This is a genomic window from Phycicoccus sp. Root563 (genome assembly GCF_001427915.1).
In the GTDB taxonomy this organism is placed as follows: Bacteria; Actinomycetota; Actinomycetes; order Actinomycetales; family Dermatophilaceae; genus Pedococcus.
In genome coordinates, this window is sequence record NZ_LMGM01000002.1 from 135781 (window position 1) to 161983 (window position 26203).

Consider the following 26203-nt stretch of genomic DNA (forward strand, 5'->3'; position numbering starts at 1 on the left):
GACGAAGCGGGGCAGGAGCCGCGGTTGACGCTACCCCGGGTGGCGAACAACCGCGCGGCAACTGGTCTCGGGCACGAGGACGAGGCACGAGCGCGGGACACGAGGACGGCTGCGGACCGGGCCGGGCGAGCGGCGCACGGCCGCGCCGCATACCGTGGCGCCATGGGCAGGGTGACGCAGCGGACTCCGGCGATCCGGCTCGAGGTGACCCCCGAGGGAGTGGTGTCGCGGTCGCGCCCCGACACGGTCGCCGTCGAGGAGCCGCTGGAGATGCGCGTCGACGGCACCTCGATCTCGGTGACCATGCGCACGCCCGGCGACGACTTCGACCTCACCCTGGGCTACCTGCTCACCGAGGGCGTCCTGCGCCACGGCAGCGACGTCGCGCAGATGATGCACTGCCTCGACGAGGACGAGAACGGCTCCCCCACCTACAACGTCGTCGACGTGACGCTCGCCCCCGACGTGACCGTGGACCTCTCGCGCAGTGAGCGGAACCAGTACACGACCAGCGCGTGCGGCGTGTGCGGCAAGACGAGCATCGAGGCCATCACCACCCACCGCCCGTATGCCGTCGACTCTGACGCCGTTCGCCTCGCCCCCGCCGTCCTGGCGGGGTTGCCCGACGTCCTGCGGACGCAGCAGAAGGTGTTCGACAAGACCGGCGGCCTGCACGCGGCAGGGTTGTTCACCCCCGAGGGCGAGCCCCTGGTGGTCCGCGAGGACGTCGGCCGCCACAACGCGGTCGACAAGGTGATCGGCTGGGCCGGCCGCGAAGGGCGGCTCCCCCTGAGCGGACACGTCCTCGTCGTGAGCGGCCGGGCCAGCTTCGAGCTGGTGCAGAAGGCCGTCATGGCCGGGATCCCTGCCCTGGTCGCGGTCTCCGCGCCGTCGTCGCTGGCGGTCGGGTTGGCCCGCGAGGCGGGGCTGACCCTGGTCGGCTTCGCCCGGGCCCCGCGGCTCACGGTCTACTCCGGCGAGCACCGGCTCGACCTCGACTGACGCGGTCGTCGGGTCGCCACCGCGTCGCCACCGCGTCGCCACCGCCTCACCGTCGCGTCGCCACGGCGTCGTCGCGGCGCCCGGCCCCACCACCGCGGCACATATATGTGGGCGCCTGCTCCGGATACTGGCCAGTAGCCCCGACCGGGTTGTGACCGACGCCTCCCGAGGGGGGAAGATAGGGGCTGGTCGCAGGCAACCCCGCGACCGTGGCGCGAGAAAGGACTCACCACCGTGGCCGCACGCGAGGAAGCCGGACCCATTCTCAACGGCATCCCCAGCCAGCTCCCGGACATCGACCCCGATGAGACCCAGGAGTGGCTCGACTCCCTCGACGGAGTCATCGAGGAGGGCGGTCGCCAGCGAGCCCGCTACGTCATGCTCAAGCTGCTCGAGCGCGCTCGGGAGATGCAGGTCGGGGTGCCGTCGCTGACGGCGACCGACTACATCAACACGATCAGCCCCGAGGCCGAGCCGTGGTTCCCCGGTGACGAGGAGGTCGAGCGCCGCTACCGCGCCTACCTGCGCTGGAATGCCGGCGTCATGGTGCACCGCGCCCAGGCCCCGGGCATCGGCGTCGGCGGCCACATCTCCACGTACGCCTCCGCAGCGACCCTCTACGAGGTCGGCTTCAACCACTTCTGGCGCGGCGCCGACCACCCCGGCGGTGGCGACCAGGTCTTCTTCCAGGGCCACGCCTCCCCCGGCATGTACGCCCGCGCCTACCTCGAGGGCCGCCTCTCCGAGGACCAGCTCGACGGGTTCCGCCAGGAGCACAGCCACGTCGTGGCCGGCAAGCCGCTCGCGCTGCCGTCCTACCCGCACCCGCGCCTCATGCCGGACTTCTGGCAGTTCCCGACCGTGTCGATGGGCATCGGCCCGATGAACGCGATCTACCAGGCGCAGTTCAACAAGTACCTGCACAACCGTGGCGTCAAGGACACCAGCCAGCAGCACGTCTGGGCATTCCTCGGCGACGGCGAGATGGACGAGCCGGAGTCGCGCGGCCTGCTGCAGCTGGCGGCCGGCGAGGAGCTCGACAACCTCACCTTCGTCATCAACTGCAACCTGCAGCGCCTCGACGGCCCGGTCCGCGGCAACGGCAAGATCATCCAGGAGCTCGAGTCGTTCTTCCGTGGTGCGGGCTGGAACGTCATCAAGGTCGTCTGGGGCCGTGGCTGGGACCCGCTGCTCGCGGCCGACCGTGACGGTGCCCTCGCGCACATCATGAACACCACGAGCGACGGCGACTACCAGACGTTCCGCGCCAACGACGGCAAGTACGTCCGCGAGCACTTCTTCGGCAAGGACCCGCGCACGCGCGAGATGGTCAAGGACTGGTCCGACGAGGACGTCTGGTGGAAGCTCAAGCGCGGTGGCCACGACTACCGCAAGGTCTTCGCCGCCTACCAGGCCGCCATGAACCACACCGGCCAGCCGACCGTCATCCTCGCGAAGACGATCAAGGGCTACGGGCTCGGCAGCCACTTCGCCGGCCGCAACGCCACGCACCAGATGAAGAAGTTCACCCTCGACGACCTCAAGGGCCTGCGCGACAGCCTGAAGATCCCGATCAGCGACGAGCAGCTCGAGAAGGACCCGTACCGTCCGCCGTACTTCCACCCGGGAGCCGACGACCCGACGATCCAGTACCTGCGCGAGCGCCGCGAGAAGCTCGGCGGCTCGCTGCCGTTGCGCCGAGTGGAGCACGAGCCGCTGAAGCTGCCCGACTCGTCGGCCTACGACATCGTCAAGAAGGGCACCGGCAAGCAGCAGGTCGCCACGACGATGGCGTTCGTCCGGCTGCTCAAGGAGCTCATGCGCGACAAGGAGTTCGGCAAGCGCGTCGTGCCGATCATCCCCGACGAGGCCCGCACGTTCGGCATGGACTCGTTCTTCCCGACGATCAAGATCTACAACCCGCACGGGCAGAACTACACCTCCGTCGACGCCGAGCTCATGCTGGCCTACAAGGAGGCCAAGGACGGGCAGATCCTCCACCTCGGCATCAACGAGGCAGGCTCGATCGCGGCCTTCACCGCCGCCGGCACGTCCTACGCCACGCACGGCGAGCCCATGGTCCCGATCTACGTCTTCTACTCGATGTTCGGGTTCCAGCGGACCGCAGACTCGATCTGGGCGGCTGCCGACCAGATGACGCGCGGCTTCCTCATGGGTGCCACCGCCGGCCGCACGACCCTCACCGGTGAGGGACTGCAGCACGCCGACGGCCACAGCCACATCCTCGCGGCGACCAACCCCGCGGTCGTGTCCTACGACCCGGCGTTCGCCTTCGAGATCGGCCACATCATGCAGGACGGGCTGCGCCGGATGTACGGCGACAACCCGGAGAACGTCATCTACTACGTGACGCTCTACAACGAGCCGATGAGCCAGCCCGCCGAGCCGGAGAACGTGGACAGCGAGGGCATCCTCAAGGGGATGTACCTCTTCGCCCCCGGCATCACCGACGGCCTGGGCGACGAGGCCCCGCGCGTGCAGCTGCTCGCGTCGGGTGTCGGCGTGCCGTGGGTGCTCGAGGCCCAGGAGCTGCTGCGCAACGACTGGGGCGTCGTCGCCGACGTGTGGTCGGTGACCTCGTGGAACGAGCTGCGTCGTGACGGGCTCGCCAGCGACGAGCAGGCGTTCCTGCACCCCGACGAGGAGCGCCGGGTCCCCTACGTCACCCAGCGCCTGCAGGACACCCGCGGCCCGGTCGTCGCGGTGTCGGACTACATGCGCCAGGTGCAGGACCAGATCCAGCAGTGGGTGCCCGGAGACTTCGCGTCGCTCGGCGCCGACGGGTTCGGGTTCTCCGACACCCGACCGGCTGCGCGTCGCTACTTCCACATCGACGGCCCCTCGGTCGCGGTGCGCGCGCTGCAGATGCTGGCCGCCCGTGGCGAGATCGACGGCAACGTCCCGCGTGAGGCGGCGGCCCGCTACCGCCTGCTCGACGTCACCGCCGGCACCTCCGGCAACGCGGGCGGCGACAGCTGACCGCCTGATTCGGTTGTCGCACAACAGGTATGCCGCCTGCTCACCGTGAGCAGGCGGCATACCCATTCTGTGGGCCGGCGCAGTCTGGGAGAGGATGGGGACATGACCTCCCCATCCCCCCAGATCCCGCGGCGCCGCGTCGCCGTGACCGGCTCCTCCGGCAAGCTCGGCCGCACCGTCGTCGCCCACCTCGCCGAGAGCGGCTACGACGTCCTCGCCCTCGACCGCACCCGGCCCGAGTCGCCGCAGACCCCGTTCGTCGCCGTGGACCTCACCGACTACGGCCAGGTCCTCGAGGCGTTCTCCGGCGGGGTGGACGAGCACACCAGGCCGGTGGACGCCGTCGTGCACCTCGCGGCGATCCCGGCCCCCGGGCTGACGACGAACGCGGCGACCTTCGCGAACAACTCGGCGGCCACCTACAACGTGTTCGCCGCCGCCCGTGCGCTGGGGATCCGCAGCATCGTCTGGGCCTCGAGCGAGACGGTCCTCGGCCTGCCCTTCGACACTCCCCCGCCGTACGTCCCGGTCGACGAGGAGTACCACCCGCGCCCCGAGAGCACCTACTCGCTCAACAAGGCGCTCGAGGAGGAGATGGCGGCCCACTTCTGCCGCTGGGACCCCGAGCTCACCATGGTCGGGCTGCGCTTCTCCAACGTGATGGATCCCGAGGACTACCAGGCGTTCCCGTCGTTCGACGCCGACGCGACCCTGCGCAAGTGGAACCTCTGGGGGTACATCGACGCCCGCGACGGCGCCCAGGCCGTGCGCCTGGGCCTCGAGCGGACCGAGCCCGGCGTCGAGGTGTTCGTCATCGCGAACGCCGACACCGTGATGAGCCGGTCGAGCGCCGAGCTGGTGGCCGAGGTGTTCCCCGGTGTCGAGGTGCGCAAGGAGCTCGGCGAGCACGAGACGCTGCTGGGCATCGACAAGGCGCGTCGGGTCCTGGGCTACGACCCGCAGCACTCGTGGCGCGACCACGTCTGAGCTCCGTCGACCTGACGCACGACGAACGCCCGGCCCCCAAGGGACCGGGCGTTCGTCGTCGGAACGGGTTCGCTCACTCGCTCTGCCCGAGGAAGTCCTTGCGCGCGGTGACGCAGATGTCGGGCTGGTCGCAGAAGACGCCGTCCACACCGGCCTTCATGAACTCCACCACCTCGTCGACCGCCCGTCCGAAGTCGGCGGGGTCGGACCCGACGCGGTAGTCCGTCGGCAGGAAGGTGTTCTCCGCACGGAAGGTGTACGGCGTCACCTTGAGGCCGGCAGCGTGGGCGGCAGCGACCAGACCGGTCGGAGAGGCGAGCGTCCCGTCGGCGCGGCGGCCGATCACGAGGTTCTTGTCGGGACCGATGCCGTCGATGGTCCGGGACAGCCGCTTCAGGCTGGCCGGCGCCAGCAGGTCGGCGTACGTGCGCGGGTCGCCCTTGCTGACGAGGTCGTACGGCGCCCCGGTGGCGCCTGCGAGGAAGACCTCGTTGGCGCGGTAGCCGTAGGTCGTCCGCAGCTCCACGAGGTTGGTGAGCTCGAAGGACTGGACCCACAGTGGCGCCTTCGGCGTGTCGAGCCGGTGCTTGCGGACGGCCTTGATGAGCGCAGCCTCGGGGTTGAGCCCCTTGGCGTGGAAGTACGTCGAGTGCTTGATCTCCGGGATGATGCCGATCTTCCGGCCGTACTCCTTGGACAGCTTCTCGCGCAGCGCCAGCACCTCCTCGAACGTCGGCACCCTGTACCGACCGTCGTAGAGCGTGTTCTCCTGGCGGATCTGGGGCAGCCGCTCCTTGGCCCGCAGCGTGCGCAGCTCGGCGAGGGTGAAGTCCTCGGTGAACCACCCGGTCGTCGCGACACCGTCGAGGTTCTTGGTCGTGCGACGCGAGGCGAACTCCGGGTGGTCGGCGACATCGGTCGTCCCGGAGATCTCGGGCTCGTGCCGGTCGACGAGGACCCCGTCCTTGGTCATGACGAGGTCGGGCTCGATGTAGTCGGCACCGAGCGCGACCGCGAGCTCGTAGGCACCGGTGGTGTGCTCGGGCCGGTAGCCGGAGGCACCGCGGTGCGCGATGACGAGGGGCCCGGTGGTCTTGCGGACCCGGTCGGTGGTGGCGGTGCGGTCCGCGCGGTCGGTGGCGGAGGAGGTGGTCGTGCGGCCCGAGGGTGCAGCCGCGGACGGCCCGGCGAGGGCAACGGTGGCACCCAGGACGAGGGCACCGGTGACGGCCAGGGCGGGGAGGGTTCTGGTCATGCCCGCGACGCTAGGAACCCGCCCCCGGCCGTGGGCGACCCTGCGGTGTCGGTCAGGTGAAGGTGCGTCGAACCGTTGGGGCCGCTCCCCCGGTGGTTGTGGGCGTCATACAAATAGACTCCCCGTATGGCGCCCGCGACGGTCACGACCTCCCCCGCCACCCTGCAACGGGTGGAGCGTGCCGCAGGGGAGCTGTCCAGCGGCGCGACCCGGCGGATGGAGACCGCGCACGACTGGTACCGCGCCCTGTCGGCGGAGGACCGGTCATGGGTCGGGCTGGTCGCCCAGGCCGGCATCGCGGCCTTCATCGCGTGGCTGCGCGAGGGCGGCGACCACATCCCCGTCACGGCGGACGTCTTCGGCACCGCACCCCGTGAGCTCACCCGGTCGATCACGCTGAGGCAGACCCTCGACCTCGTGCGCTCGGTGGTCGACGTCGTGGAGCAGGACGCCACGGCCCTCGCGGAGCCCGGTGAGGAGCAGGCCCTGCGCGAGTCGGTGCTGCGGTACTCGCGCGAGATCGCGTTCGCGGCGGCCGAGGTCTACGCGCACGCGGCCGAGGCCCGCGGGGCGTGGGACGCGCGGCTCGAGGGGCTCGTGGTCGATGCAGTCCTGCGTGGTGAGGCCGACGACTCCATGCAGTCGAGGGCCGCCGCGCTGGGCTGGGGTTCGACCACCCGCGTGGCCGTCATCGCCGGGAGCACGCCTCCCGGGAGCTCGGCGGGAGTGGTCGACGGCCTGCGCAGGGCGGCTGAGCGCGTGGGAGTGGACACCCTCGCCGCGGTCCAGGGACGCCGCCTGGTCTGCATCATCGGCAACGTCGACGACGCCATGGTGGCGGCGCGTGAGGTGGGCGACCAGTTCGGCGAGGGCCCCGTGGTCGTCGGTCCGACGGTGCCGCACCTGTTCGCCGCCGGCCGCTCCGCGCGGGCGGCGCTCGCCGGCCACTCGTGCGCGCAGGCCTGGCCCGAAGCACCCCGACCGGTGGCTGCGGACGACCTCCTGGCCGAGCGCGTCCTCATCGGCGACGCCCCTGCCCGCGCGCTCATGCTCGACCGGATCTGGCACCCGCTCTCCTTGAGCGGGGGTGCCCTGCTCGAGACCGCGGCGTCCTACCTCGAGACCGGGGGCGGCCTCGAGGGCACGGCCCGGCTGCTCTTCGTGCACCCCAACACCGTGCGCTACCGCCTGGGCAAGATCGCCGACCTCACCGGCTACCAGCTGACCGATCCCCACGACGCCCACACGGTGCGGATCGCCCTGGCCCTGGGTCGGCTGAGCCGCCCCGGCCCCTCCGCGGTGCGCTACACGCCCGCCGGCTGACGACGTGGCACCGGTCACGCCGGCGGAGATCAATTGGAGGAAACCTCCAAAACGGGCCCGGGATGTTCGTGCGGAACGGTCACGCCTCCGTCGGGTGGGGACCGCAAGGCTGGGATCGTGCTCGCAATCGTCTGCCCCGGACAGGGCTCCCAGACCCCCGGCTTCCTCGCGCCCTGGCTCGAGCTGCCTGCCTTCCGCGAGCGGCTCGAGTCGCTCTCCGACGTCGCCGGTCTCGACCTCGTGGCGCACGGCACGACCTCGGACGCCGAGACGATCAAGGACACGGCGGTCGCCCAGCCCCTCATCGTCGGCGCGGGCCTGGCCACCGCCGCGGTGCTGCTGCCGAGCGGCCCGGCGGGCACCGTCGGCGTCACCGCCGGCCACTCCGTCGGCGAGATCACCGCGGCGGCCCTGGCGGGGGTGCTGTCCGACCACGACGCGATGGTGTTCGTCCGCGAGCGCGGCGCCGGCATGGCAGCCGCCAGCGCCACCACGCCCACCGGGATGAGCGCCGTCCTCGGTGGCGACCCCGCGGAGGTGGCCGCCGTCCTCGAACGCCACGGCCTCACGGCGGCCAACGCCAACGGCGCCGGCCAGACCGTCGCCGCCGGCACCCTCGACCAGCTGGCAGCGCTGCTCGCCGACCCGCCGGCCAAGGCGCGCGTCATCCCGCTGCAGGTGGCGGGCGCGTTCCACACCACCCACATGGCCCCCGCCGTCGAGGCGCTCGGCGAGCTCGCCCAGGGCTTCGACGTCAGCGATCCCGGCGTCACCCTGCTGTCCAACCGCGACGGCGCCGCGGTCGGCTCGGGCGCTGAGGTCCTGACCCGCCTGGTCCAGCAGGTGAGCAACCCGGTGCGCTGGGACCTGTGCATGCAGACGATGGTCGAGCAGGGCGTCACCACGCTCATCGAGCTCAGCCCGGCCGGCACCCTCGTGGGGCTCGCCAAGCGCGGGATGCCCGGGGTCACCACCCTGGCCGTAAAGACGCCCGACGACCTCGCGGCGGCCCAGCAGCTCATCTCCGACGACGCGCAAGAGGCCTGACATGACCACACCCGCCCCCAAGGGCACCGGCACCATCACCGCTCCCGCCGGAGCCACGTTCTCGCGGATCCTCGGCGTCGGCGGCTACCGCCCCGAGCGGGTCGTGTGGAACGCCGAGCTCGTCGAGGCGATCGACTCCTCCGACGAGTGGATCCAGGAGCGCTCGGGCATCAAGAGCCGCCGCTTCGCCGCCAAGGACGAGTCCGTCGTCGACATGTCCGTCGCCGCCTCGCACGAGGCCCTGGCCATGGCGGGGCTCGAGGCCTCCGCCATCGACGCCGTCATCGTCGCGACCGTGACCCACCCGTTCCAGACGCCGGCCGCGGCGCCGATCGTCGCCGACCGGCTCGGCATCCAGGCCGCTGCGTTCGACATCTCGGCCGCGTGCGCCGGCTACTGCCACGCCATCAGCCTCGCGAGCGACATGGTGCGCGGCGGCAGCGCCCGCCACGTCCTCGTCATCGGCGTCGAGAAGCTCTCCGACTTCACCGACCTCAACGACCGTGGGTCCGCCTTCATCTTCGGCGACGGCGCCGGCGCGGCCATCGTCGGGCCGTCCGACACCCCGGCCATCGGCCCCACCGTGTGGGGTTCGGACGGCGCGCAGTGGAAGGCCATCTCGCAGCGCGACTCCTGGGTCGACGTCCGCGACCAGGACCTCGGCTGGCCGGCGATCGGGATGGCCGGCCAGACCGTGTTCCGCTGGGCCGTCTGGGGCATGGCCCCGGTCGCGCTCAAGGCGCTCGACGCCGCCGGGGTGCGCCCCGAGGACCTCGACGCGTTCATCCCCCACCAGGCGAACATGCGGATCATCGACGCGATGATCAAGCAGCTCAAGCTGCCCAGCGACATCGCCGTGGCCCGCGACATCGCCGACACCGCCAACACCTCCGCCGCCTCCGTCCCCCTCGCCACCGAGCGCATGCTGCGCGAGGGTGAGGCACCACGGGGCGGCCTCGCCCTCCAGATCGGCTTCGGTGCCGGCCTGGTGTATGCCGCGCAGGTCATCGTCCTGCCCTAGCGGCACCCACGACTCCCGCGGGCCCGCGGGGTGCACGACCGGGCCGACCCACGACCAACCACACCGACACCCGTCGGACAACCAAGGAGCGCAAGCACATGGCACAGAGCGAGCAGGAGATCCTCGAGGGACTGGCCGAGATCGTCAACGAGGAGACCGGTCTGGACACCGACTCGGTGCAGTCCGAGAAGTCCTTCACCGACGACCTCGACATCGACTCCCTGTCGATGATGACCATCGTGGTCAACGCCGAGGAGAAGTTCGGCGTGCGCATCCCCGACGACGAGGTCAAGAACCTCAAGACCGTCGGCGACGCCGTGTCCTTCATCTCGAAGAGCCAGAGCTGACCTGCGGCTGACGCCGCACCCGCACCACCCGCGGGGTGGCGCGCCCGCGCCATACCCGGCTCGCCGGCCGCCACCCCGCAGCAGCACCACGCACCACCCTCCACCGCAGCACCCCTCACGAAGGAGCACCCAGACATGACCGCCGAACGACGCGTCGTCGTCACGGGCCTCGGAGCCACCACCCCCGTGGGCGGCAACGTCCCCGACACGTGGGACGCCATCCTCGCCGGCCGGTCCGGTGCCCGGACCATGCCCTACGAGTGGGTGGAGCAGTACGACCTCCCCGTGAAGTTCGCCGCGACGCTGAAGACCCCCGCCGAGGAGGTGCTGAGCAAGGTCGAGGTCCGCCGCATGGACCCGAGCGCGCAGTACGCCCTCATCGCCGCGCGTGAGGCCTGGGCCGACGCCGGGTCGCCCGAGGGCGACCCCGAGCGCCTGGCTGCCTGCATCGGCACCGGCATCGGTGGCGTGTGGACGCTGCTGTCGCAGTGGGACAACCTGCGCGAGAAGGGCCCGCGCCGCGTCTTCCCCCTTGCCGTCCCCATGCTGATGCCCAACGCCTCGTCGGCCGCGGTCTCGCTCGAGATCGGGGCCCGCGCCGGCGCCCACACCCCCGTCTCCGCCTGCGCCTCCGGCCTCGAGGCGATGGGCTACGCGTACGACATGATCCGGAACGGTCGTGCGGACATCGCCGTCGCCGGTGGCACCGAGGGTGCCGTGCACGCGCTGCCCATCGCCGGGTTCGCCGCGATGCAGGCCCTCTCGACCCGCAACGACGACCCCGAGCGCGCCTCGCGCCCCTACGACACCGGGCGCGACGGCTTCGTCCTCGGTGAGGGTGCGGCCGTCGTGGTGCTCGAGGAGTACGAGGCGGCGAAGGCCCGCGGTGCCAAGATCTACGCCGAGGTCGGGGGCGTGGGCATGTCCGCGGACTCCCACCACATCGCGGCGCCCGAGCCCGAGGGCGCCGGTGCGTCCCGAGCCATGGTCGAGGCCGTCCAGCGCGCCGGCCTGACGCCCAAGGACATCGTCCACGTCAACGCCCACGCGACGTCGACGCCGGTCGGCGACGTGGCCGAGTCCAACGCGATCCGCCGGGCGTTCGGCGACGACGCGGACGGCATGCCCGTCAGCGCGACCAAGTCGATGACGGGGCACCTGCTCGGTGCCGCCGGTGCGCTCGAGGGCGTCCTGACGATCCTCGCCCTGCACCACCGCCTGGCCCCTGCCACCATCAACCTCGACGACTTCGACCCGGCGATCAAGCTCGACGTCGTGCACGGCGAGGCGCGCAAGCTGCCCGCCGGCGACATCGCCGCACTGAACAACTCGTTCGGGTTCGGTGGTCACAACGTGGCGGTGGTTTTCACTTCACCGTGACCCCTGCGGTTGCCTGAGTTAACGGCAAGTCAGCCGTTCGGAGGGTGGTCGTCCCGTGATGTCTTCGTGATCATCGAGTCGCGGCCAGTTTGCGGCCGTGAGTCCGATCAGGGAGGTCGCGGGTGGTTGGTGCATCGGGAGCGCGGGGCTGGGGCGTCGAACGCATCCAGGTCGTCGACGACCGCCTGCCCCGACGGTTCCGGGCAGCCCTGTGGTCGCACACCCTCCGCAGCCCCCTCGTCCTGCGCCAGCTCGCGCCCGTCCTCGCCGTGGCAGCCCTGACGGCCCTGTTCTGTGCCTGGCGGCACCCCGGCGGGGCCGCCGAGCTGACCTGGTGGCTGATGGGCGGGCTCGCCGCGGTGGCCCTCGCCGCATATGGCGCCATCGTCCTGATGACCATGGGCCGCAACGAGGCGTGGCTGGCCCGTGAGGTGGTCCCGGGACGGTTCATCGCCGTCACCGTCGGGCAGGAGAGCCTGCGGGTCCGGGACCACGACTCGTCCGTCGAGTACGGCTACTCGCTCATCACCGGTGTGCACCAGTACGGCGACGTGGTCGTCATCGAGCACAGCCCGTCGTTCTGGACGCTGCCCCTGGAGCTGTTCGAGGTGCACGAGCTCAGCGTCATCCGCGCCCGGGCCGGGCGCACCTTCCTGCCCTCCGCCGGCACCACCGAGCAGCCGCTCGAGGTCGGGCAGCACGCGATGGTCCAGGCGCGGGCCGGGCGGGTCGGGCGCATCGTCCGCTGACGGCGGGCGTCTCGCCCCGACCCCGTCCAGACCCGGTTCAGCGCGGGGCTGGGGCCAGGGTCACGCCGCGGATGGGCGTACCCGGTGACGACCGTGGAGGTGGTCGGCGGCCGGGGAGGTCGCTCGCGTGACGGTCGAGGACCGCGAGGAGCTCGTCGTCGCGAAGGTGGGCGACACCGTGCTGCCGTCCGGCGCCCCTCCCCCTGTGAGCGCCGCATCGGGCACCGACCGGTCCTGGGTGGCGGGCCGGTCGGACCGGGTCGCGTCGGACCGCTCGGGCAGGACGAACGGGAACGCCAGCAGGGCCGTGAGACCGGCGACCCAGAGCAGCAGCAGCCCCGGCCGCGGCTTCCAGCTGCCGCGACGGGCCAGTGCGCCGTGCCGGACCAGCTCGCTCAGGTAGGCGATGAGCGTGGCGAACGCGGCCACGGCGAGCAGCCACAGGGCCCAGGCTGCGGCCGCTGCGTCGCCGGGCAGCGGGGCGGTCAGGACGAGCCAGGCGCACCACAGCAGGACCCCCGCACCAGCCGTGGCCAGCACCCCCACGAACACCAGCGGACTGGCCTTGGGGCGGGTCACAGATACCTCCAGGGTCGGACGATCAGCGCGACACGCTACCGAAACCCGTCCCGGACCCGGGAATCCCGCAGGTCAGCGGGGATCTCTCTCCGGCCGGCTGCGGCCCGGCACGCAGACGAGCCGGCGAGCCTCCCCCCGGAGGCCTCGCCGGCTCGTCCCTGCCTTGCTGACCTGGGTCAGCCGACCTTGTGGAGCCATCGCACGGGCGCGCCGTCACCGGCGTAGCGGAACGGCTCGAGCTCCGCGTCCCAGTCCGACCCGAGGATCTCCTCGAGCATGTCGGACATCGCCTCCGGGGAACCCTGCGACAACCGCAGGACCTCCCGCAGCCGGTCCTCGTTGACCACGGCGTCTCCCGCGGCCGAGGTCCAGGTGTGGTGGATGCCCAGCGCCGGCGTGTGCGACCAGCGTGACCCGTCGGCGCCGGGACTCGGCTCCTCGGTCACCTCGTAGCGCAGGTTGTCCCACCCGCGCAGCGTCGAGGCGAGCTTGGCACCACTGCCCTGCACACCGGTCCACGCGAGCTCGGCGCGCACCAGTCCTGCGCCGGCCGGTTGCGGGGTCCAGTCGATGGACAGTGGGCGGTCGAGGGCTGACTCGAGCGCCCAGGTGATGTGCGGGCACAGCGCTTTGGGGGTGGAGTGAATGAACACCACCCCGCGAGTCGTGACACGCGGCATCGCGACAGACATCCGGGCCTCCTTGGGTGTGCGAGGGACGTCTTCCCCACGAACCTGCGCACATCTCGGGTCACCGGCGTGTTGCCGCGATCTTCAGTTGGGACCTGCTGGCGACCATTGTGCACCACGCACCACTTCGGCACCAGCGTTATCACGAGTCCCGTCCAGCACATGGTCACCGACGGGTGTGGTGGGCGGTGAGCAGCGCCCGGCCGCGCGCCATACCGGTCTGCCGCGCCCACCCCGCCCATGCTGGTGCGGGGTGGGTGCGACAGGAGGATGGTGCGGTCAGGTCGTCGAGCTGGAGGTGGCTGCCGGCGCCTCGCCCTGGGTGGGCGCCCCTCCCCCGGCTCCTTGCCCAGCGGACGGCCCACCGCCCGGCCCACCGCCCTGGCCGCCCTCCTGAACCGCTGTCACGGCGTAGTCCTTGCCGATCTGGACGATGACGTGGGTGCCGTCGGCGCGGACCATGTGGGCCTCGAACACCCCGTCGGAGTCGGTCTCGACCCGTTCGATCGCCGCGGTGGGCTCCTTGGCCTTGGCGGCCGCGGTGACCTTCGCGGCCACGTCCCCGGTCAGGAGCTTCTCGTCCGAGCGCATGGGCCTGCTGGGGTCGGCAGCCGCGCCGGACCCGGTCGACGGCGGGTACGACGACGTGGCGGTGGACGACGTGACCTGGTCTGCGCTGGCCAGGGACGCGCCGGTGATGGCGATGCCGGTGGCGAGCGCGAGACCGGCGGCGACGGGGACGATGGTGATCTTCACGGGGTGCTCCTTGGTTGGTGGAGCTCCACCGTGCGACCGGCGTCTGTGCCGGAGCACTGCGGGAGGAGTGCCGGGGCTGTCGGTGCCTGTGACTCCCTGTGAGGGCTGCCGGTAGGCTCACCGCGCCCAGCCGGTGACAGCCGAGCTGGTGCCGGGGCAGTAGCTCAGTCGGTCAGAGCAGCGGACTCATAATCCGTCGGTCGTCGGTTCAAGCCCGACCTGCCCCACCACCTCCGGCACGATGTCGGCCGGCCCTTGACACCCATCACGCCCGTGCCGATGCTAGACGGGACCGCAGACAGCGGTGCTGCCCGGACCCGCGGCGATCGGACCCCCGAACCACGGGACGGCACGCCGTGAACCAACCCCCGCCCATCCTGACCCCCAGCCTGGCTCTGGCCATGGTCGTCGAGGCATCGCGCGTCCTCTCCGGCGCCTCGTTCGACGGCGTCACCGAAGCCGCCCCGGTCCTTCTGCTCGAGGCGCTCCCCTGCGCGAGCCGCGTGGAGCTCGCGCTGAAGCGCCCGGGCGACTCCGAGGTCCTCACCCGCGTCGCGACCAGGGAAGGGCACGGAGGACTGACCTCGGTGGCGACCGGAACGAAGGTCGTGTCCTTCGACATCTCCCTCTGGGGCCACCCCGCGGCGGGCACCGTCTCCGTGTCGGTCCACGGTGACGACGACGACCTCTGGATCGCCTCGATCACGGCTGAGCTGTTGACCATCCAGGTGGAGTCCGCCGATCGCGCGCACGACCACGAGCCGTTCGCTGCCCCTCCCCCGTCGACCCACCAGGCCGCCCTGGACATCGGCACGGCGACGGGACTGCTGATGGTCCGTGAGGGACTGAGCCGTGACAGCGCCCTCGAACGCCTGCGCGAGCTGGGCAGGCAGACCGACCGCGCCCTCGCCGACATCGCGACCAACGTGATCGACGAGCGCGGCGCCGTCACCCACCACGCGCTGCTGGCCCTCGTCCGCCCCACCGGCGCCGTGGAGCGGGAAAGGTAGTCACGCCAGGGACTGGTGATGGCGCCTGATGAGTTCTATGGTGGAGGTGCTGCCCCAGACCATGGCCTCGGTCCTCTGGAGCATGCTTCCATGGGGGGAACCGCCGCCGGGGCAGGTCCCAGCGCGCCCCCTCCCGAGGGATCCCCCCATCGCCTCTGGTCGAGGGGGCGCGCTCGCGCCCCGAGCCCGATCACCCCTGGTGCTGGGCCGAGGTCAGGTCCGGATGGCTCGTGGGGTCGTGCAGCACGGCATCGGCGACGTCTGTGAGCCGAAGGTGGCGCCCGCGGCTGTACGAGCGGAGCATCCCGAACGCCGCGTCCGGCGTGGTGCCGTGCAGCTGCGACAGGGCTCCCTTCGCCTGCTCGATGGTGATGCGACTGTTGAGGGCCCGCTGCAGCTGCTCGGTGAGCAGCTCTCCGCGCCTGATGGCGCGCTCCTGCAGGATGCCGATCGTCGCCACGTCGGCCAGGGCCTGCAGCAGGTTCGCATCAGCGCTGGAGAAGTCCCGCGGCACCGCGTCGAAGAGGTTCAGGGCGCCGATCAGCGTCTGTTGGTGGCGCAGGGGGAAGGCATGGACGGAGCGGAAGCCCGCAGCGACGGCGCGGGGCGCGAAGCTCGGCCACCGCGCCGCACTGTCCTCGAGTGCGGACTCCGAGATCGCCACCCCGCTACGGAAGCAGTCCTGGCACGGACCTTCCTCACGCTGGACCTGGAACAGCTCGATGATCCTGGCGGACTCCGTCGAGGCGGCCATGAACTGCAGTCGACCGTTCTCGTCGCTGAGGAGCAGGCCGGACGCGGACGACCCGGCCAGCTCGGCGGCGCGCTCGGTCACCAGGGTGAGGAAGTCGATGAGGTCGAAGTCATCCACCAGGGTGTCGGCGACCTGGACGAAGGTCTCCGCCAGCCGTTCGCTGGAGATGGTGCTCATGGTGCGCTCCCGTCGACCAGGTTCGGACGGGCCATGCTCGTGGTCACAGGTCATCCCGGGTCAGGTCGATCCTACCGGCGAGGACGTCCGCGGCGATCTCCTCCAGCGAACGTTCCGTCGCGTAGGCACGAGCCCGGAACCGCAGCATCGCCTCCGACAGGGGAACCCCCAGCTGCACCGTGAGGACCCCCTGCGCCTGGTAGACCTCCGAGCTGAGGCCGAGGCCGTCGCCGAGCCCGTCCGTGGCGCCGACCAACGAGGCGGCAGGCACGCTCAGCATGGTGTTCAGGCAGATCCGGGCGAGCCCCAGGGCGTCGAGGACGACCTCGTGGTCCAGCGGACGACCCTCGTGGCGGTAGACGACCATCGCCCCCAGGCGCGCCGCGCCCACGTGGATCGGGAAGGCGAACACGGCGTTCACCCCCAGCTCCTGGGCTGCGGCGGCATACGCGGGCCACCGGCGTGCGCCGGAACCGGTCAGGTCGTCCTCGAGGACCGGGCTCCGCGCCGAGGAGGCCTCCACGCCGGGGCCCTCACCGAGCGTGAACTGGACCTCCTCCAGGCGACGGACGAGTGGGCTGGACTCGGCAATCGTGCCCAGCGGTCGCGCCGCCCTGTCCATGAGCGACACCCCGACCCCGGCCACGGCCAGGATCCGCACGGCCGCACAGCAGATCCGGTCCTACTTCCCGGCCAGCCCACTCGCGACATCGGCCGGCGCCTCGACGTCGACGAGCGCCTGCAGCCGGTGCAGTCGGTCGGGTGCCTCGCTCACCCGCGTGACCGTGGCGGTCCGGCAAACCCAGGCATGGCTCTCGGTCCTGCTCACTGCCGCAGTCAGTGGTGTCCGTGGTCGGTCCACCAGCCTACGGCCACCCGAGCAGCCGCGCCTGATCCACCGGAGCCCAGCATGCGAGATATGAGGTGGATTGACGGGCGCCGGGGTATGGACTTGGCCCCCGGAGGGCAAAGGTCCGGTCAAGGCACTGCCGCTCGCGCACCGCCGAGGCGTACCTTCGACGTGTCGGGACGGCCAAGCGCACCCCCACTCCAGCGGCGAAGCCCCCCGACAGCGTCGAAGGTCCCGGTCTCATCCGCCGCGGGCCCCGACTGCGGCCGACGATCAGGGGTAGGCCGCACGTCCAGCGCCTCCGCCAGCTCCCGCTCTGGGACGGCGGAGGCGCTTTCGCGTTCCCCGGGAACCTCAGCCTTCAACTCGTCGGGACGCCTGTGGCGGCAGCCAACCCGGCCGCCGCATCAGCAGGCGGTGATGCGGTAGAGCGTGAGCCGCCCGCCGCTGGCCACGGGGACGAACCCCGGTGCACGGGAGACGTCCAGCCCTCGGTAGGCCGCCTGACGCCAGTCGCCCTTCCAGAACGAGACCGGGCCCGACAGCACGTACCCCAGCCGCAGGCGACGCACGGCCGGGCAGACGTCGGGGTCGCTGCCGGCAGCGGACAGGTCCGCGGCCACCAGGGCACGGTCCGGCCCCCAGCTGCCCTGAAGGTGCGGGAACAGCGCAGCCCGGTCGCCGAGCGGCGCGCTCAGGACCGAGCCGTTCCACGGGTTCCCGGCCACGGTGCTCCCGGCCGGGACGAGCTCAGGCAGGCGGCGCAGGAGCGACTCCTCCCCGGAGCCGACCATGCCCTGGCCGGCGTACCACGTGGCCACGACCCGGGTGTTGGAGCCGGTGTAGACGCCGCCGGTCACGACGACGAACCCGATCGCCGCGGCGGCGACGAGACGCTCCGGCCAGCGCGACGCCGCTGCTCGGTCACCCACCCCGTCGGCGAGGTGGGCCAGACCCACGGTCGCAAGGGGGACAGCCGTCACCCCGAGAAGGGCGGCGAGGCGGAACGGGTCGTCGTACCAGGGCCCGCTCAGCGTGCGGGAGACCGGTCCGTCGCTGCCGGCCACGACCACGAACGCGGCGCCCGCCGCAGCGTGCGCCAGCACCAACCAGCGCCACGAGGGTCGCTTCCACGCGGTCACGCACCCGACCAGCACCAGCGCTGCCGCGAGCCACGGCACGGGGGTGCGCACCGGTGCCGACAGCGCCCACTCCCCCGCGGCCTGCGCGAGTCCCTGGCGGGCTGGCCAGCTCGTCCGTCGGGTCGCCGCGAACACCGGGGACTGCGCGACCACCCAGAGCTCGGTCGACACCAGCAGCAGGGCCGCGACGCCGACCGCGACCCGCCGGGCGGTGGAGGTCCGTGGTCTCGCCACCCACTGCCACCCGGACACGAGGGCGACGACGGTGACGAGCAGGACGGCGCTCAGCACCGCGTTCGGGTGCGCCAGTGCCATCCCGGGGACGACCGCCACGGCGACCAGACCCGCTCGGAACCGGCCCAACGACAGGTCCGCCGCGCGGAGCTCGTCGGTCCGCCAGCTCGCGGGGGCTTCGATGGGACCGCCGTGACCGATCCCGCCCTCGGGGACCCGCAGCACCGTCACCGCACACGCCAGCACGGCGGGGAGCAGGACCGTGGCGAGGGCGTTAGGCCACAAGGTCCCGTACGACAGGAGCAGGTGGGGCGTCGCGCCGAAGGCCGCGGCGAGGACGCCACCGGCCAGCAGGACGCCGGGACGGACGCCCACGGTCTGCCGCACGAGGAACACGCAGCCCAGGGGCCAGACGACCCCGGCGATCGCCACCGACACCGCGCTCGCCGACACGATGACCCCCGCGCCGCTGAGCTGGGCGACGAGGACGGTCACGCCGTGCCAGGCGGCGGGGTAGAAGCCTGCAGCGCGCTCCGGGGCCGCGACCGTGCCGAGGGTCAACGACGAGGCGTCGCCGCCGCGCAGGGCCGTCCACACGGCGTTGAGGTGGAACATCGCGTCGAACGTCTGGGGGAACACGTCGGGCCGGCCGATCCCGCGGGCGACGGCCACGGCGGCGCACACGCCCCCGACTGCGGCCCCGCCGAGCCCGGCCAGGTCCGGGAGGTGCCCGACCGTTCGCGCCTCGGGGCACCGCAGCCCCAGGGAACGGGCCAGCGCGAGCACCCCCACCATCGCCGCGGACAGGACCACGGCACCGAGGGCCACCACACCCATCCCGAACGGCACGCCGAGCCGCCCCGCGACCACGGCGGTGACGGACACCGTCGTCACCGACAGTGCCGGTGCCAGCCCCAGGGCGGGTATGCCGCGCAGCCCGGCTGCCAGGGCGACGACCAGTCCCGGGAGGACCAGGACCCCGCACGCGGCGACGAGGGCCGGCCACGCGGCACACCAGGCGCTCAACCTGCCACCCGCATGGCGGCGACGGCCGCGCCGATGGGGGCGTCGGCGACGAGGTGGCCCCGGTCCAGGACGATCCCGCGGTCGCAGAGCCGTTCGACCAGCGGCAGGTCGTGGCTGACGACGACGAGGGTGCGGCCCTGGGCGCGGAGGAGCTCGATGCGGTCGAGGCACTTGGCACGGAAGGCCTCGTCGCCCACGGCGAGGATCTCGTCGACGAGGAAGACGTCCGGTTCGGTGTGGACCGCGACCGCGAAGGCGAGGCGCAGGAACATGCCCGAGGAGTAGAACCGCACCTGGGTGTCGAGGAACGGCCCGATGTCGGCGAACGCCACGATGTCGTCGAAGCGTTCCTCGATCCGGGCCCTCTCGACACCGAGGATCGAGGCGTTGAGGTAGACGTTCTCGCGCCCGGTGAGGTCGGGGTGGAAGCCCGCGCCGACCTCGAGCAGCCCGGCCAGCCGTCCCCGCACGCGGACCTCGCCCGTGTCCGGGGCCATGACGCCGGCGACGAGCTTGAGGAGGGTGGACTTGCCGGATCCGTTGCGCCCCAGCAGCGCCACGGACTCACCACGGCCGATGGTGAGCTCGACCGGGTGCAACGCGGTGAACTCGTCACGGCGGGCGCGACCCTGCAGGGCCCACACGACGCTCTCCTTGAGCGAGTGCGTGTGCCGCAGGCTGAAGTGCTTGGAGATGCCGTCGAGCTCCACGGCGGACACGGGGTCGACCATCACAGCTCCTGCGCGAAGCGGCCCGACAGCGAGCGGAACACCCACTGCCCCAGGGCGAGCAGCGCCAGGGCGATGGCGAAGGAGCTGGCCACGCGCACCCCCAGGTCACCCGGCAGGGCAGCGGCGTTCCCCGGTGAGGCGTGCGCCCAGGTGCCGCGGTGCACGAGCTCGACGGCGACCGTGAGCGGGTTCGACTGGTAGATCGCCAGGAGCGTCGAACCGTGGCCGAGCAGGTCTGCGACCCGTTGCCAGGGGTACAGGACCGGGCTCGTCCAGACGACGACCATGAGGACGAGGTCGACGACGTTCTCGACGTCCCGGAACAGCACGTTCACGGCCGCCAGCAGCAGCCCGAGGCCGAGGGCCAGCACCCCGACGAGCACCAGGGCTCCCAGCAGGGCGAGCAGGCCGACAGGGTCCGGCGACCACCCGGCGACCAGGGCCCCGATCACGAGGACGAGCAGCTGCGGGCCGAGGTGCACCGCGGCGACGCAGAGGCTGGAGACCGGGAAGAGCTCGCGCGGGAGGTAGATCTTGCGGACCAGGTCGGCGTTGGCCACCACCGAGCGCGTCGCGTTGCCGACGGCCTCGCCGAAGACCGTCATGACCACCAACCCACCGAAGAGGTACACGGCATAGTCGCCGATCGCGTTCTGCCGCAGGACGAGTCCGAGCCCGACGAAGTAGACGCCGAACTGCACCGCCGGCTTGACGTAGGACCAGCCCAGGCCGAGGACCGACGCGCGGTACCGGACGCGGAGCTCCTTGCGGACGAGGAGGCTGAGCAGGAAGCGCCGTCCGGCCACCTCTCGCAGGCCTCCGCTGCGTCCCTGGACCACCAGCGGCGCCTCGCCGGTCGTCGGCAGCGACACCGTCACTGCCCGTCCTCCCGGTCCGGGAGCGGGAGGTCGAGCGTCTTGCGCCATGCATCGGCACCCACGAGGTCGGGCAGCGCCGCGCGGTACTCGGCAGCCAGGCGCGGCCACTCCCGCAGGAGCCGCTGGTGGACGGCGGTGGCGCGCCGCGTCGCGGCAAGGGCCGCGGCACGGTCGCGGCGGTGCCACGAGACGCCGGTCCCGTCCGTGGTCGACACCAGCGCGGAGTCCAGGCGCGAGAGCGTCCACCAACCTGCGTCGACGGCCGGCACCTCGCGCTCGGGACGCTCACGCGACGCGGCGGGCACCGGGGTGAGCTGGCGCGCCATACCGAGCAGGGCGGTGACCACCGTCGCGGCCTGGCTGGTCGGCTTGCCCGTGCTGGGGTCGCGCCGGCGCGGCTTGGCCGGCCGGACGGCGGCGAACTCGTGGGGGTCGGCGGCGACGCGGGCGTCGTCGAAATCCGCCCGGGCGGTCCGGACCTCGCCGAGCGTCGTGGCCAGGCTGCCGTGCAGGGCCGCAGGCCCCTCGAGGACGTCGAGCAGGGCACGCTCGCGCAGGTGGGCTGCCGAGTACTGCATCGCGACGAGGTGCTTGAGCTGGATGGCCAGGCTCTCCCGGACCATCCGCCCACCGTGCTCGAAGGGCGAGTGCAGCAGCGCCGCGACGAACCGGTTGCGGGCGTGGAAGTAGGCCTGCCAGTCCACGGAGTCGTCCTTGTCGGTCCACGGCACGTGCCAGACGGCCGCACCGGGCAGGGAGACCGTGGGGTAGCCGGCCGCCGCGGCACGCAGGCCGAACTCCGCGTCGTCCCACTTGATGAAGACGGGCAGCGACAGCCCGACGTCACGCAGGACCGTCGTGGGGATGAGGCACATCCACCAGCCGTTGTAGTCGGCGGCGGCGCGGCGGTGCAGCCACGGGGTGGACCGCAGGTTGGACGACGACAGGTCGTGGTCGTGCTCGGTGGCGGCGGCGGGGGCCCACCGGAACTGCCACGGCGCCACGCGCTCGGCGAAGGCGTGCAGCACCGACCGCTCGTACATCGAGAACATGTGCCCACCCACGACGGTGGGCGTCCGCGCGAAGTCGGCGAAGGTCACCGCACGGGCGATGCCCTCGGGTTCGCAGACGACGTCGTCGTCGAGGAGCAGCACGTGGTCGCTGCGGCCCACGTCGAGCGTCTCGAGCATGGCGCGGGCGAACCCACCCGAACCCCCGAGGTTGCCCTGCTCCAGGACCCGCAGCCTCCGGCCGAGAGCCGTGGCCGCGTCGTCGAAGCCCGGAGCCTGCCGGACGGCCTGGGTGCCCTGGTCGACGACCAGCACCTCGTCGACGACGTCGCGCAGCTCCTCGGCCGCCCCCAGCTGCCCCAGCAGTGCCGCGCAGTAGGCGGGGCGGTTGAACGTCGTGATCCCGATGGTGACCGAACCGCGGGGCGGCTCCTGCGCCTCGGGGCGCAGGTCGCCGGACAGCCACTCGGCCGACTCGAGGACCAGGTCGTTGCTGCCGGCCACCAGGTCGAACCAGTACCAGCCGCCGTCGCCGAACGCGTTCAGCGGCAACGACACCCCCTCGTCCGACGACCCCGCGAGCGACCGCGAGGTCACGCGGGCCACCGACCCGCGGGCGGACGAGCGGTAGACGACGAGGGTGCCGGCCCCGCTGGTCCGCACCCGGAGCCGGACGCCCGCCAGGGTGCTCCACCGGCGCCAGTACCCCGCCGGGAAGGCGTTGAAGTAGGTGGCGAAGGAGGCCCGCTGCCCGTGGCCGAGCTGGTACGAACGACGGCCGAGCACCTGGTCGGGGTTCTGGTCGTAGGCGACCGGCAGGACGGTCTCGCCGTCCTCCACGGCCACGGGAACCTGCTGTCCGTCGACGTAGAGGGGCAGGACGTCCAGGTCACCGTCGGTCGGGAAGACGACGCGCGCGAGGACGCGGGGCTCGGTGCTCACGTGGTCGCTCCAGCCGTCGCGCCGGCCGGTGCGAGGGCCGGTGCGAGGGCGGCACGACCCCGGCTGCCGGAGCCCGGTCGCATGGCTGCGCCGCGGCCGTGCACCAGCTCGTCGAGGTCGTCGACGAGGCGCAGCGCGGAGGCGATCGCCATGTGCATGTCGAGGTACTGGTACGTGCCCAGCCGTCCCCCGAACGCGACACCGAGTCCCCGCTCCTGCTCCACGAGCTCGCGGTAGGCCAGCAGGCGACTGCGGTCCTGCGGGGTGTTCACCGGGTAGTACGGCTCGTCGCCGGCCCCCGCCGTGCGGGACCGCTCTCGGACGATCACGGTCCGGTCGGTGCGGTAGTCCCGCTCGGGGTGGAAGTGGCGGAACTCCAGGATCCGGGTGAAGTCCACGTCGCCGTCCGCGTAGTTCATCACCGGCGCGCCCTGGAAGTCGCCGACCGGCAGCACCTCGCGCTCGAAGTCGAGCGTCCGCCAGCCGAGCGGTCCGTGCTCATCGCCGAAGTAGCGGTCCACCGGACCCGTGTAGACGACCGGCACCTGCCCCCTCACGGCGTCCCGGGACAGCGCGTGCCCGGCTTCCAGGAAGTCGGTCTCGAGGTGCACCGAGATCCTCGGGTGGTCGGCCATCCGGCTCAGCCACGCGGCATACCCGTCGACGGGAAGGCCCTCGTAGCGGTCGTTGAAGTAGCGGTTGTCGTAGTTGTAGCGGACAGGAAGCCGGCTGATGACCTCCGCAGGCAGGTCGCGCGGGTCGGTCTGCCACTGCTTGGCCGTGTAGTCGCGGATGAAGGCCTCGTAGAGCGGGCGCCCGATGAGCGACACCGCCTTCTCCTCGAGGTTGCGGGGCTCCCCTGCGAGCTCGGCCGCCTGCTCGGCGACCAGCGCCCGAGCGGCGTCCGGGCCGTGGTTGGAGCGGAAGAACTGGTTCAGCGTGCCCAGGTTGATCGGCAGCGGGAAGACCTCACCACCGTGGACGGTCCAGACCCGGTGCCGGTATGCCGTGAAGTCGGTGAAGCGGTTGACGTACTCCCAGACCCGCTCGTTGGAGGTGTGGAACAGGTGGGCGCCGTAGCGGTGCACCTCGATCCCGGTGTCGGGGTCGGTCTCGCTCCAGGCGTTGCCACCGGGGTGGTCCCGACGGTCCACGACAGCGACGTCCAGCCCGCGCTCGGCTGCCTGCTCCGCGACGGTGAGGCCGAACAGGCCCGCCCCGACGACGACGAGGTCGGCCCTCATGCCCCACTCCTCTCGTGGCGCTTCCGCGGCGACGGCGCGACCCCGGGGCCACCACCGGCCTCCCGGCCGAGGACCTCCCCCGCGTCACCGACGGAGGTCGTGAACTTGTTGCGGTACAACGAGGTCCGCAGACCGACGGGGATGACGCGGTAGCCACCGCGCACCGCGACGTTGCGCAGCATCTGGCCCGAGGTCGTGAACCCCTCACGCCGCAGTCGACGCTGGAGCCCGAGCTCGGAGCGCAGCAGCCGCAGTCCCCCGCGTCGCTGGTAGGACCCGGCATCGACGCGGTAGAGGACCAGCGGCTCCGGCACGTTGGCCACCACGGACCCGGACTCGATCATCCGCGTGAAGAGCCAGTAGTCCTCGAGCAGCGGCAGCTCACGGTAGCCCCCCGCCTGGAGGACTGCGGAGCGGCGGTAGACGACCGTCGGGTGGTTGAAGGGGCTGCGCAGGCGCGCCTCGGCGGCGATGAGCGCCGGGTCGGTAGGCGGGATGCGCAGCAGGCCCCCCGTCGGCGTCGTCTCGCCGAACTCGCGCATGCCGGCGCCGACGAGGTCCGCCCCTGCCTCGATCATGGGCAGCTGCACGGCGAACCGGTGCGGCAGGCTGATGTCGTCGGCGTCCATGCGGGCGACGACCTCGTGCGAGCAGGCCGACAGCCCGCACTGGAGCGCCTGCGCCAGGCCGACGTTGTGCTTGAGTCGGAGGCGGCGCACCGGCACCGGGCTCGAGGACTCGGCGCGCTCGAGGGCCGACGCCAGCTCGGGTCCGATCTGACCGTCCTGGACGACCACGACCTCTGAGGGGCGCACGAGCTGCTCGTTCACGGTGCTCTGGAAGGCCCTGGCGAGGTAGTCGGCGCGGTCGCCGCGGTACACCGGCAGGAGCAGGGAGAAGGGGGTGCTCACGAACGACGACGCTAGGCACGCCGCCCAACCAGACGGTGAACACGCCGCGTCCTCGAGGTGGACCGCCGACCAAGGACACGGTTCGGTGCGCGAGTCGACACCGTCGGTGCACCCGACGTTCACCGGGAAACCGCCGGGACACCACCTGAGCCGCCTAGCGTTACGGCCGTGAGCCCCCCCCCGCAGCACCGCGAGCCCTTCGTGGTGTGCGTCATCGTGACGTGCGACCGGGCGCGCCTGCTGCGTCGCTGCCTCGACTCGGTGGCGGCACAGCACCACCGTCCGGACCACCTCGTCGTCGTCGACAACGGCGAGGAACCCGGTGCGGCGGAATCGCTTGCTGCGACGGGGATCCCGCACACCCTGCTCACCAGCGAGACCAACCTCGGCGGCGCCGGCGGGTACGCGTACGGCGTGTTGACCGCACGCGCGCTCGGTGCCGACTGGGTGTGGCTCGCTGACGACGACGGGCTGCCCGGATCACCGTGGACGCTGGGGCGGCTGCTGGCCTGCGCGGCCGACCACCGGCTCGATGTCGTCTCTCCCCTCGTGGTCGACCAGGACGACCCCGACCGTCTCGCCTTCCCGCTGCGTCGCGGGCTGCGCTGGGTCCGGCGCCGCGACGAGCTCGGTCCCGACGTCCTCGTGCCGAACGTCGCGAACCTGTTCAACGGCGCCCTCTTCTCCGCCCGGGCCCTCGACGTCGTCGGCGTCCCCGACCCGCGCCTGTTCGTCCGGGGCGATGAGGTCGAGGTCCACCGCCGGCTGCGCCGCAGCGAGCTGCGGTTCGGCACCTGCTCCCCCGCGACCTACCTCCACCCGCAGGGCCACCACGACTGGAAGCCGCTGCTCGGTGGTCGCCTCACGGTGCTCGTCCCGCAGGACCCGGTGCGGCGCGACCGCACGTTCCGCAACCTGGGTTACCTCACGGCCCAACCCGGCCTCCGCTGGCGGCGCTGGCCGGACGAGATCCGTTACGCCTGGTACTTCCTCGGCCAGCAGCGCGACGTCTCGGGGTGGGCCCGGTGGCGACGGCTGAGCCGTGCCGGACGGCACGAGATCTTCGAAGCAGCACCCGAGCGCGCGCCCGCCCGCCAGGTTGCCATTGCGTGACAGTCCGGGCCGGGGTGGTCCCCTGATGGGGGCAAACCGGTAGGTT

Annotated in this window: 23 protein-coding genes and 1 tRNA gene; 12 read left to right on the forward strand and 12 right to left on the reverse strand. The window is 72.1% G+C overall.

Going from position 1 to position 26203, the window contains the following annotated elements; genetic code table 11:
- Nucleotides 1–162 precede the first annotated feature (162 nt).
- From fdhD to ASD62_RS17955, 3 genes are all read left to right on the forward strand, one after another.
- A complete protein-coding gene (fdhD, locus tag ASD62_RS17945) occupies nucleotides 163–1002 on the forward strand; it encodes a formate dehydrogenase accessory sulfurtransferase FdhD (RefSeq protein ID WP_056917595.1) in 840 nt (279 codons plus the stop codon).
- 234 nt (nucleotides 1003–1236) lie between these two features.
- Nucleotides 1237–4002, forward strand: a complete 2766-nt coding sequence (gene aceE, locus ASD62_RS17950) for a pyruvate dehydrogenase (acetyl-transferring), homodimeric type (protein WP_056917596.1) — start codon at nucleotides 1237–1239, stop codon at nucleotides 4000–4002.
- 102 nt (nucleotides 4003–4104) lie between these two features.
- Nucleotides 4105–4989: an NAD(P)-dependent oxidoreductase gene (locus tag ASD62_RS17955; RefSeq protein WP_056917597.1), complete on the forward strand. Its 885-nt coding sequence runs from the start codon at nucleotides 4105–4107 to the stop codon at nucleotides 4987–4989.
- A gap of 73 nt (nucleotides 4990–5062) precedes the next feature.
- On the opposite strand, the gene ASD62_RS17960 is transcribed toward ASD62_RS17955, so the two are convergent.
- Nucleotides 5063–6244, reverse strand: a complete 1182-nt coding sequence (locus ASD62_RS17960) for a glycerophosphodiester phosphodiesterase (protein WP_056917598.1) — start codon at nucleotides 6242–6244, stop codon at nucleotides 5063–5065.
- 126 nt (nucleotides 6245–6370) lie between these two features.
- Between ASD62_RS17960 and ASD62_RS17965 the strand changes: the two genes are divergently transcribed.
- The 6 genes from ASD62_RS17965 to ASD62_RS17990 all read left to right on the forward strand — a co-directional run bounded on the left by ASD62_RS17965 (nucleotide 6371) and on the right by ASD62_RS17990 (nucleotide 12111).
- Complete coding sequence (locus ASD62_RS17965; protein WP_056917599.1) at nucleotides 6371–7567, forward strand: CdaR family transcriptional regulator; 1197 nt, start codon at nucleotides 6371–6373, stop codon at nucleotides 7565–7567.
- A 117-nt stretch (nucleotides 7568–7684) separates the two neighbouring features.
- Nucleotides 7685–8614, forward strand: a complete 930-nt coding sequence (locus ASD62_RS17970; RefSeq protein ID WP_056917600.1) for an ACP S-malonyltransferase — start codon at nucleotides 7685–7687, stop codon at nucleotides 8612–8614.
- A gap of 1 nt (nucleotide 8615) precedes the next feature.
- Nucleotides 8616–9635 carry a beta-ketoacyl-ACP synthase III gene (locus tag ASD62_RS17975; RefSeq protein WP_056917601.1) on the forward strand — a complete coding sequence of 340 codons (1020 nt, stop codon included), beginning with the start codon at nucleotides 8616–8618 and terminating at the stop codon, nucleotides 9633–9635.
- 98 nt (nucleotides 9636–9733) lie between these two features.
- On the forward strand, nucleotides 9734–9982 hold the full coding sequence (locus tag ASD62_RS17980; RefSeq protein WP_056917602.1) for an acyl carrier protein: 249 nt from the start codon (nucleotides 9734–9736) through the stop codon (nucleotides 9980–9982).
- A 135-nt stretch (nucleotides 9983–10117) separates the two neighbouring features.
- Nucleotides 10118–11362, forward strand: coding sequence for a beta-ketoacyl-ACP synthase II (gene fabF / locus ASD62_RS17985; protein WP_056917603.1), 1245 nt, complete (start codon nucleotides 10118–10120; stop codon nucleotides 11360–11362).
- Between the two features lie 122 nt (nucleotides 11363–11484).
- Entirely contained in the window at nucleotides 11485–12111 is a 627-nt protein-coding gene (locus tag ASD62_RS17990) for a hypothetical protein (RefSeq protein WP_056917604.1), read from the forward strand.
- Between the two features lie 60 nt (nucleotides 12112–12171).
- On the opposite strand, the gene ASD62_RS17995 is transcribed toward ASD62_RS17990, so the two are convergent.
- The 3 genes from ASD62_RS17995 to ASD62_RS18005 all read right to left on the reverse strand — a co-directional run bounded on the left by ASD62_RS17995 (nucleotide 12172) and on the right by ASD62_RS18005 (nucleotide 14135).
- Nucleotides 12172–12690 (reverse strand): hypothetical protein, encoded by a 519-nt coding sequence (locus ASD62_RS17995; RefSeq protein ID WP_056917605.1) that lies wholly within the window; start codon nucleotides 12688–12690, stop codon nucleotides 12172–12174.
- 176 nt (nucleotides 12691–12866) lie between these two features.
- Nucleotides 12867–13382: a DUF3145 domain-containing protein gene (locus ASD62_RS18000; RefSeq protein ID WP_082581052.1), complete on the reverse strand. Its 516-nt coding sequence runs from the start codon at nucleotides 13380–13382 to the stop codon at nucleotides 12867–12869.
- Nucleotides 13383–13658: 276 nt separating this feature from the next.
- Complete coding sequence (locus tag ASD62_RS18005; RefSeq protein WP_056917606.1) at nucleotides 13659–14135, reverse strand: hypothetical protein; 477 nt, start codon at nucleotides 14133–14135, stop codon at nucleotides 13659–13661.
- A gap of 153 nt (nucleotides 14136–14288) precedes the next feature.
- Between ASD62_RS18005 and ASD62_RS18010 the strand changes: the two genes are divergently transcribed.
- Together ASD62_RS18010 and ASD62_RS18015 are read left to right on the forward strand one after the other, a co-directional pair.
- A tRNA-Ile gene (locus tag ASD62_RS18010) sits at nucleotides 14289–14365 on the forward strand.
- A gap of 171 nt (nucleotides 14366–14536) precedes the next feature.
- On the forward strand, nucleotides 14537–15145 hold the full coding sequence (locus tag ASD62_RS18015) for an ANTAR domain-containing protein (protein ID WP_157581632.1): 609 nt from the start codon (nucleotides 14537–14539) through the stop codon (nucleotides 15143–15145).
- A 190-nt stretch (nucleotides 15146–15335) separates the two neighbouring features.
- Here ASD62_RS18015 and ASD62_RS18020 read toward each other — a convergent pair whose 3' ends face one another.
- The 8 genes from ASD62_RS18020 to ASD62_RS18055 all read right to left on the reverse strand — a co-directional run bounded on the left by ASD62_RS18020 (nucleotide 15336) and on the right by ASD62_RS18055 (nucleotide 25044).
- A complete protein-coding gene (locus tag ASD62_RS18020) occupies nucleotides 15336–16076 on the reverse strand; it encodes a GAF and ANTAR domain-containing protein (protein WP_056917608.1) in 741 nt (246 codons plus the stop codon).
- A 43-nt stretch (nucleotides 16077–16119) separates the two neighbouring features.
- The gene (locus ASD62_RS18025) at nucleotides 16120–16737 is read right to left on the reverse strand and encodes a hypothetical protein (protein WP_056917609.1); all 618 of its coding nucleotides are present in this window, start codon (nucleotides 16735–16737) and stop codon (nucleotides 16120–16122) included.
- A gap of 596 nt (nucleotides 16738–17333) precedes the next feature.
- Nucleotides 17334–19328, reverse strand: coding sequence for a DUF6541 family protein (locus ASD62_RS18030; protein ID WP_056917610.1), 1995 nt, complete (start codon nucleotides 19326–19328; stop codon nucleotides 17334–17336).
- Nucleotides 19325–20059, reverse strand: a complete 735-nt coding sequence (locus ASD62_RS18035; RefSeq protein ID WP_056917611.1) for an ABC transporter ATP-binding protein — start codon at nucleotides 20057–20059, stop codon at nucleotides 19325–19327. Before ASD62_RS18035 ends, ASD62_RS18030 begins: the two co-directional genes overlap by 4 nt.
- Entirely contained in the window at nucleotides 20059–20931 is an 873-nt protein-coding gene (locus ASD62_RS18040) for an ABC transporter permease (RefSeq protein WP_235530802.1), read from the reverse strand. Before ASD62_RS18040 ends, ASD62_RS18035 begins: the two co-directional genes overlap by 1 nt.
- A 2-nt stretch (nucleotides 20932–20933) precedes the next feature.
- Nucleotides 20934–22889 (reverse strand): glycosyltransferase, encoded by a 1956-nt coding sequence (locus ASD62_RS18045; RefSeq protein WP_056917612.1) that lies wholly within the window; start codon nucleotides 22887–22889, stop codon nucleotides 20934–20936.
- Nucleotides 22886–24133 (reverse strand): UDP-galactopyranose mutase, encoded by a 1248-nt coding sequence (gene glf, locus ASD62_RS18050; RefSeq protein WP_082581054.1) that lies wholly within the window; start codon nucleotides 24131–24133, stop codon nucleotides 22886–22888. Before glf ends, ASD62_RS18045 begins: the two co-directional genes overlap by 4 nt.
- Nucleotides 24130–25044: a glycosyltransferase gene (locus tag ASD62_RS18055; protein WP_082581055.1), complete on the reverse strand. Its 915-nt coding sequence runs from the start codon at nucleotides 25042–25044 to the stop codon at nucleotides 24130–24132. The genes glf and ASD62_RS18055 overlap by 4 nt, the downstream gene beginning before the upstream one ends.
- 168 nt (nucleotides 25045–25212) lie before the next feature.
- Here ASD62_RS18055 and ASD62_RS18060 point away from each other — a divergent pair, with 168 nt between their 5' ends.
- Complete coding sequence (locus tag ASD62_RS18060; RefSeq protein ID WP_157581633.1) at nucleotides 25213–26157, forward strand: glycosyltransferase; 945 nt, start codon at nucleotides 25213–25215, stop codon at nucleotides 26155–26157.
- Nucleotides 26158–26203: the final 46 nt, after the last annotated feature.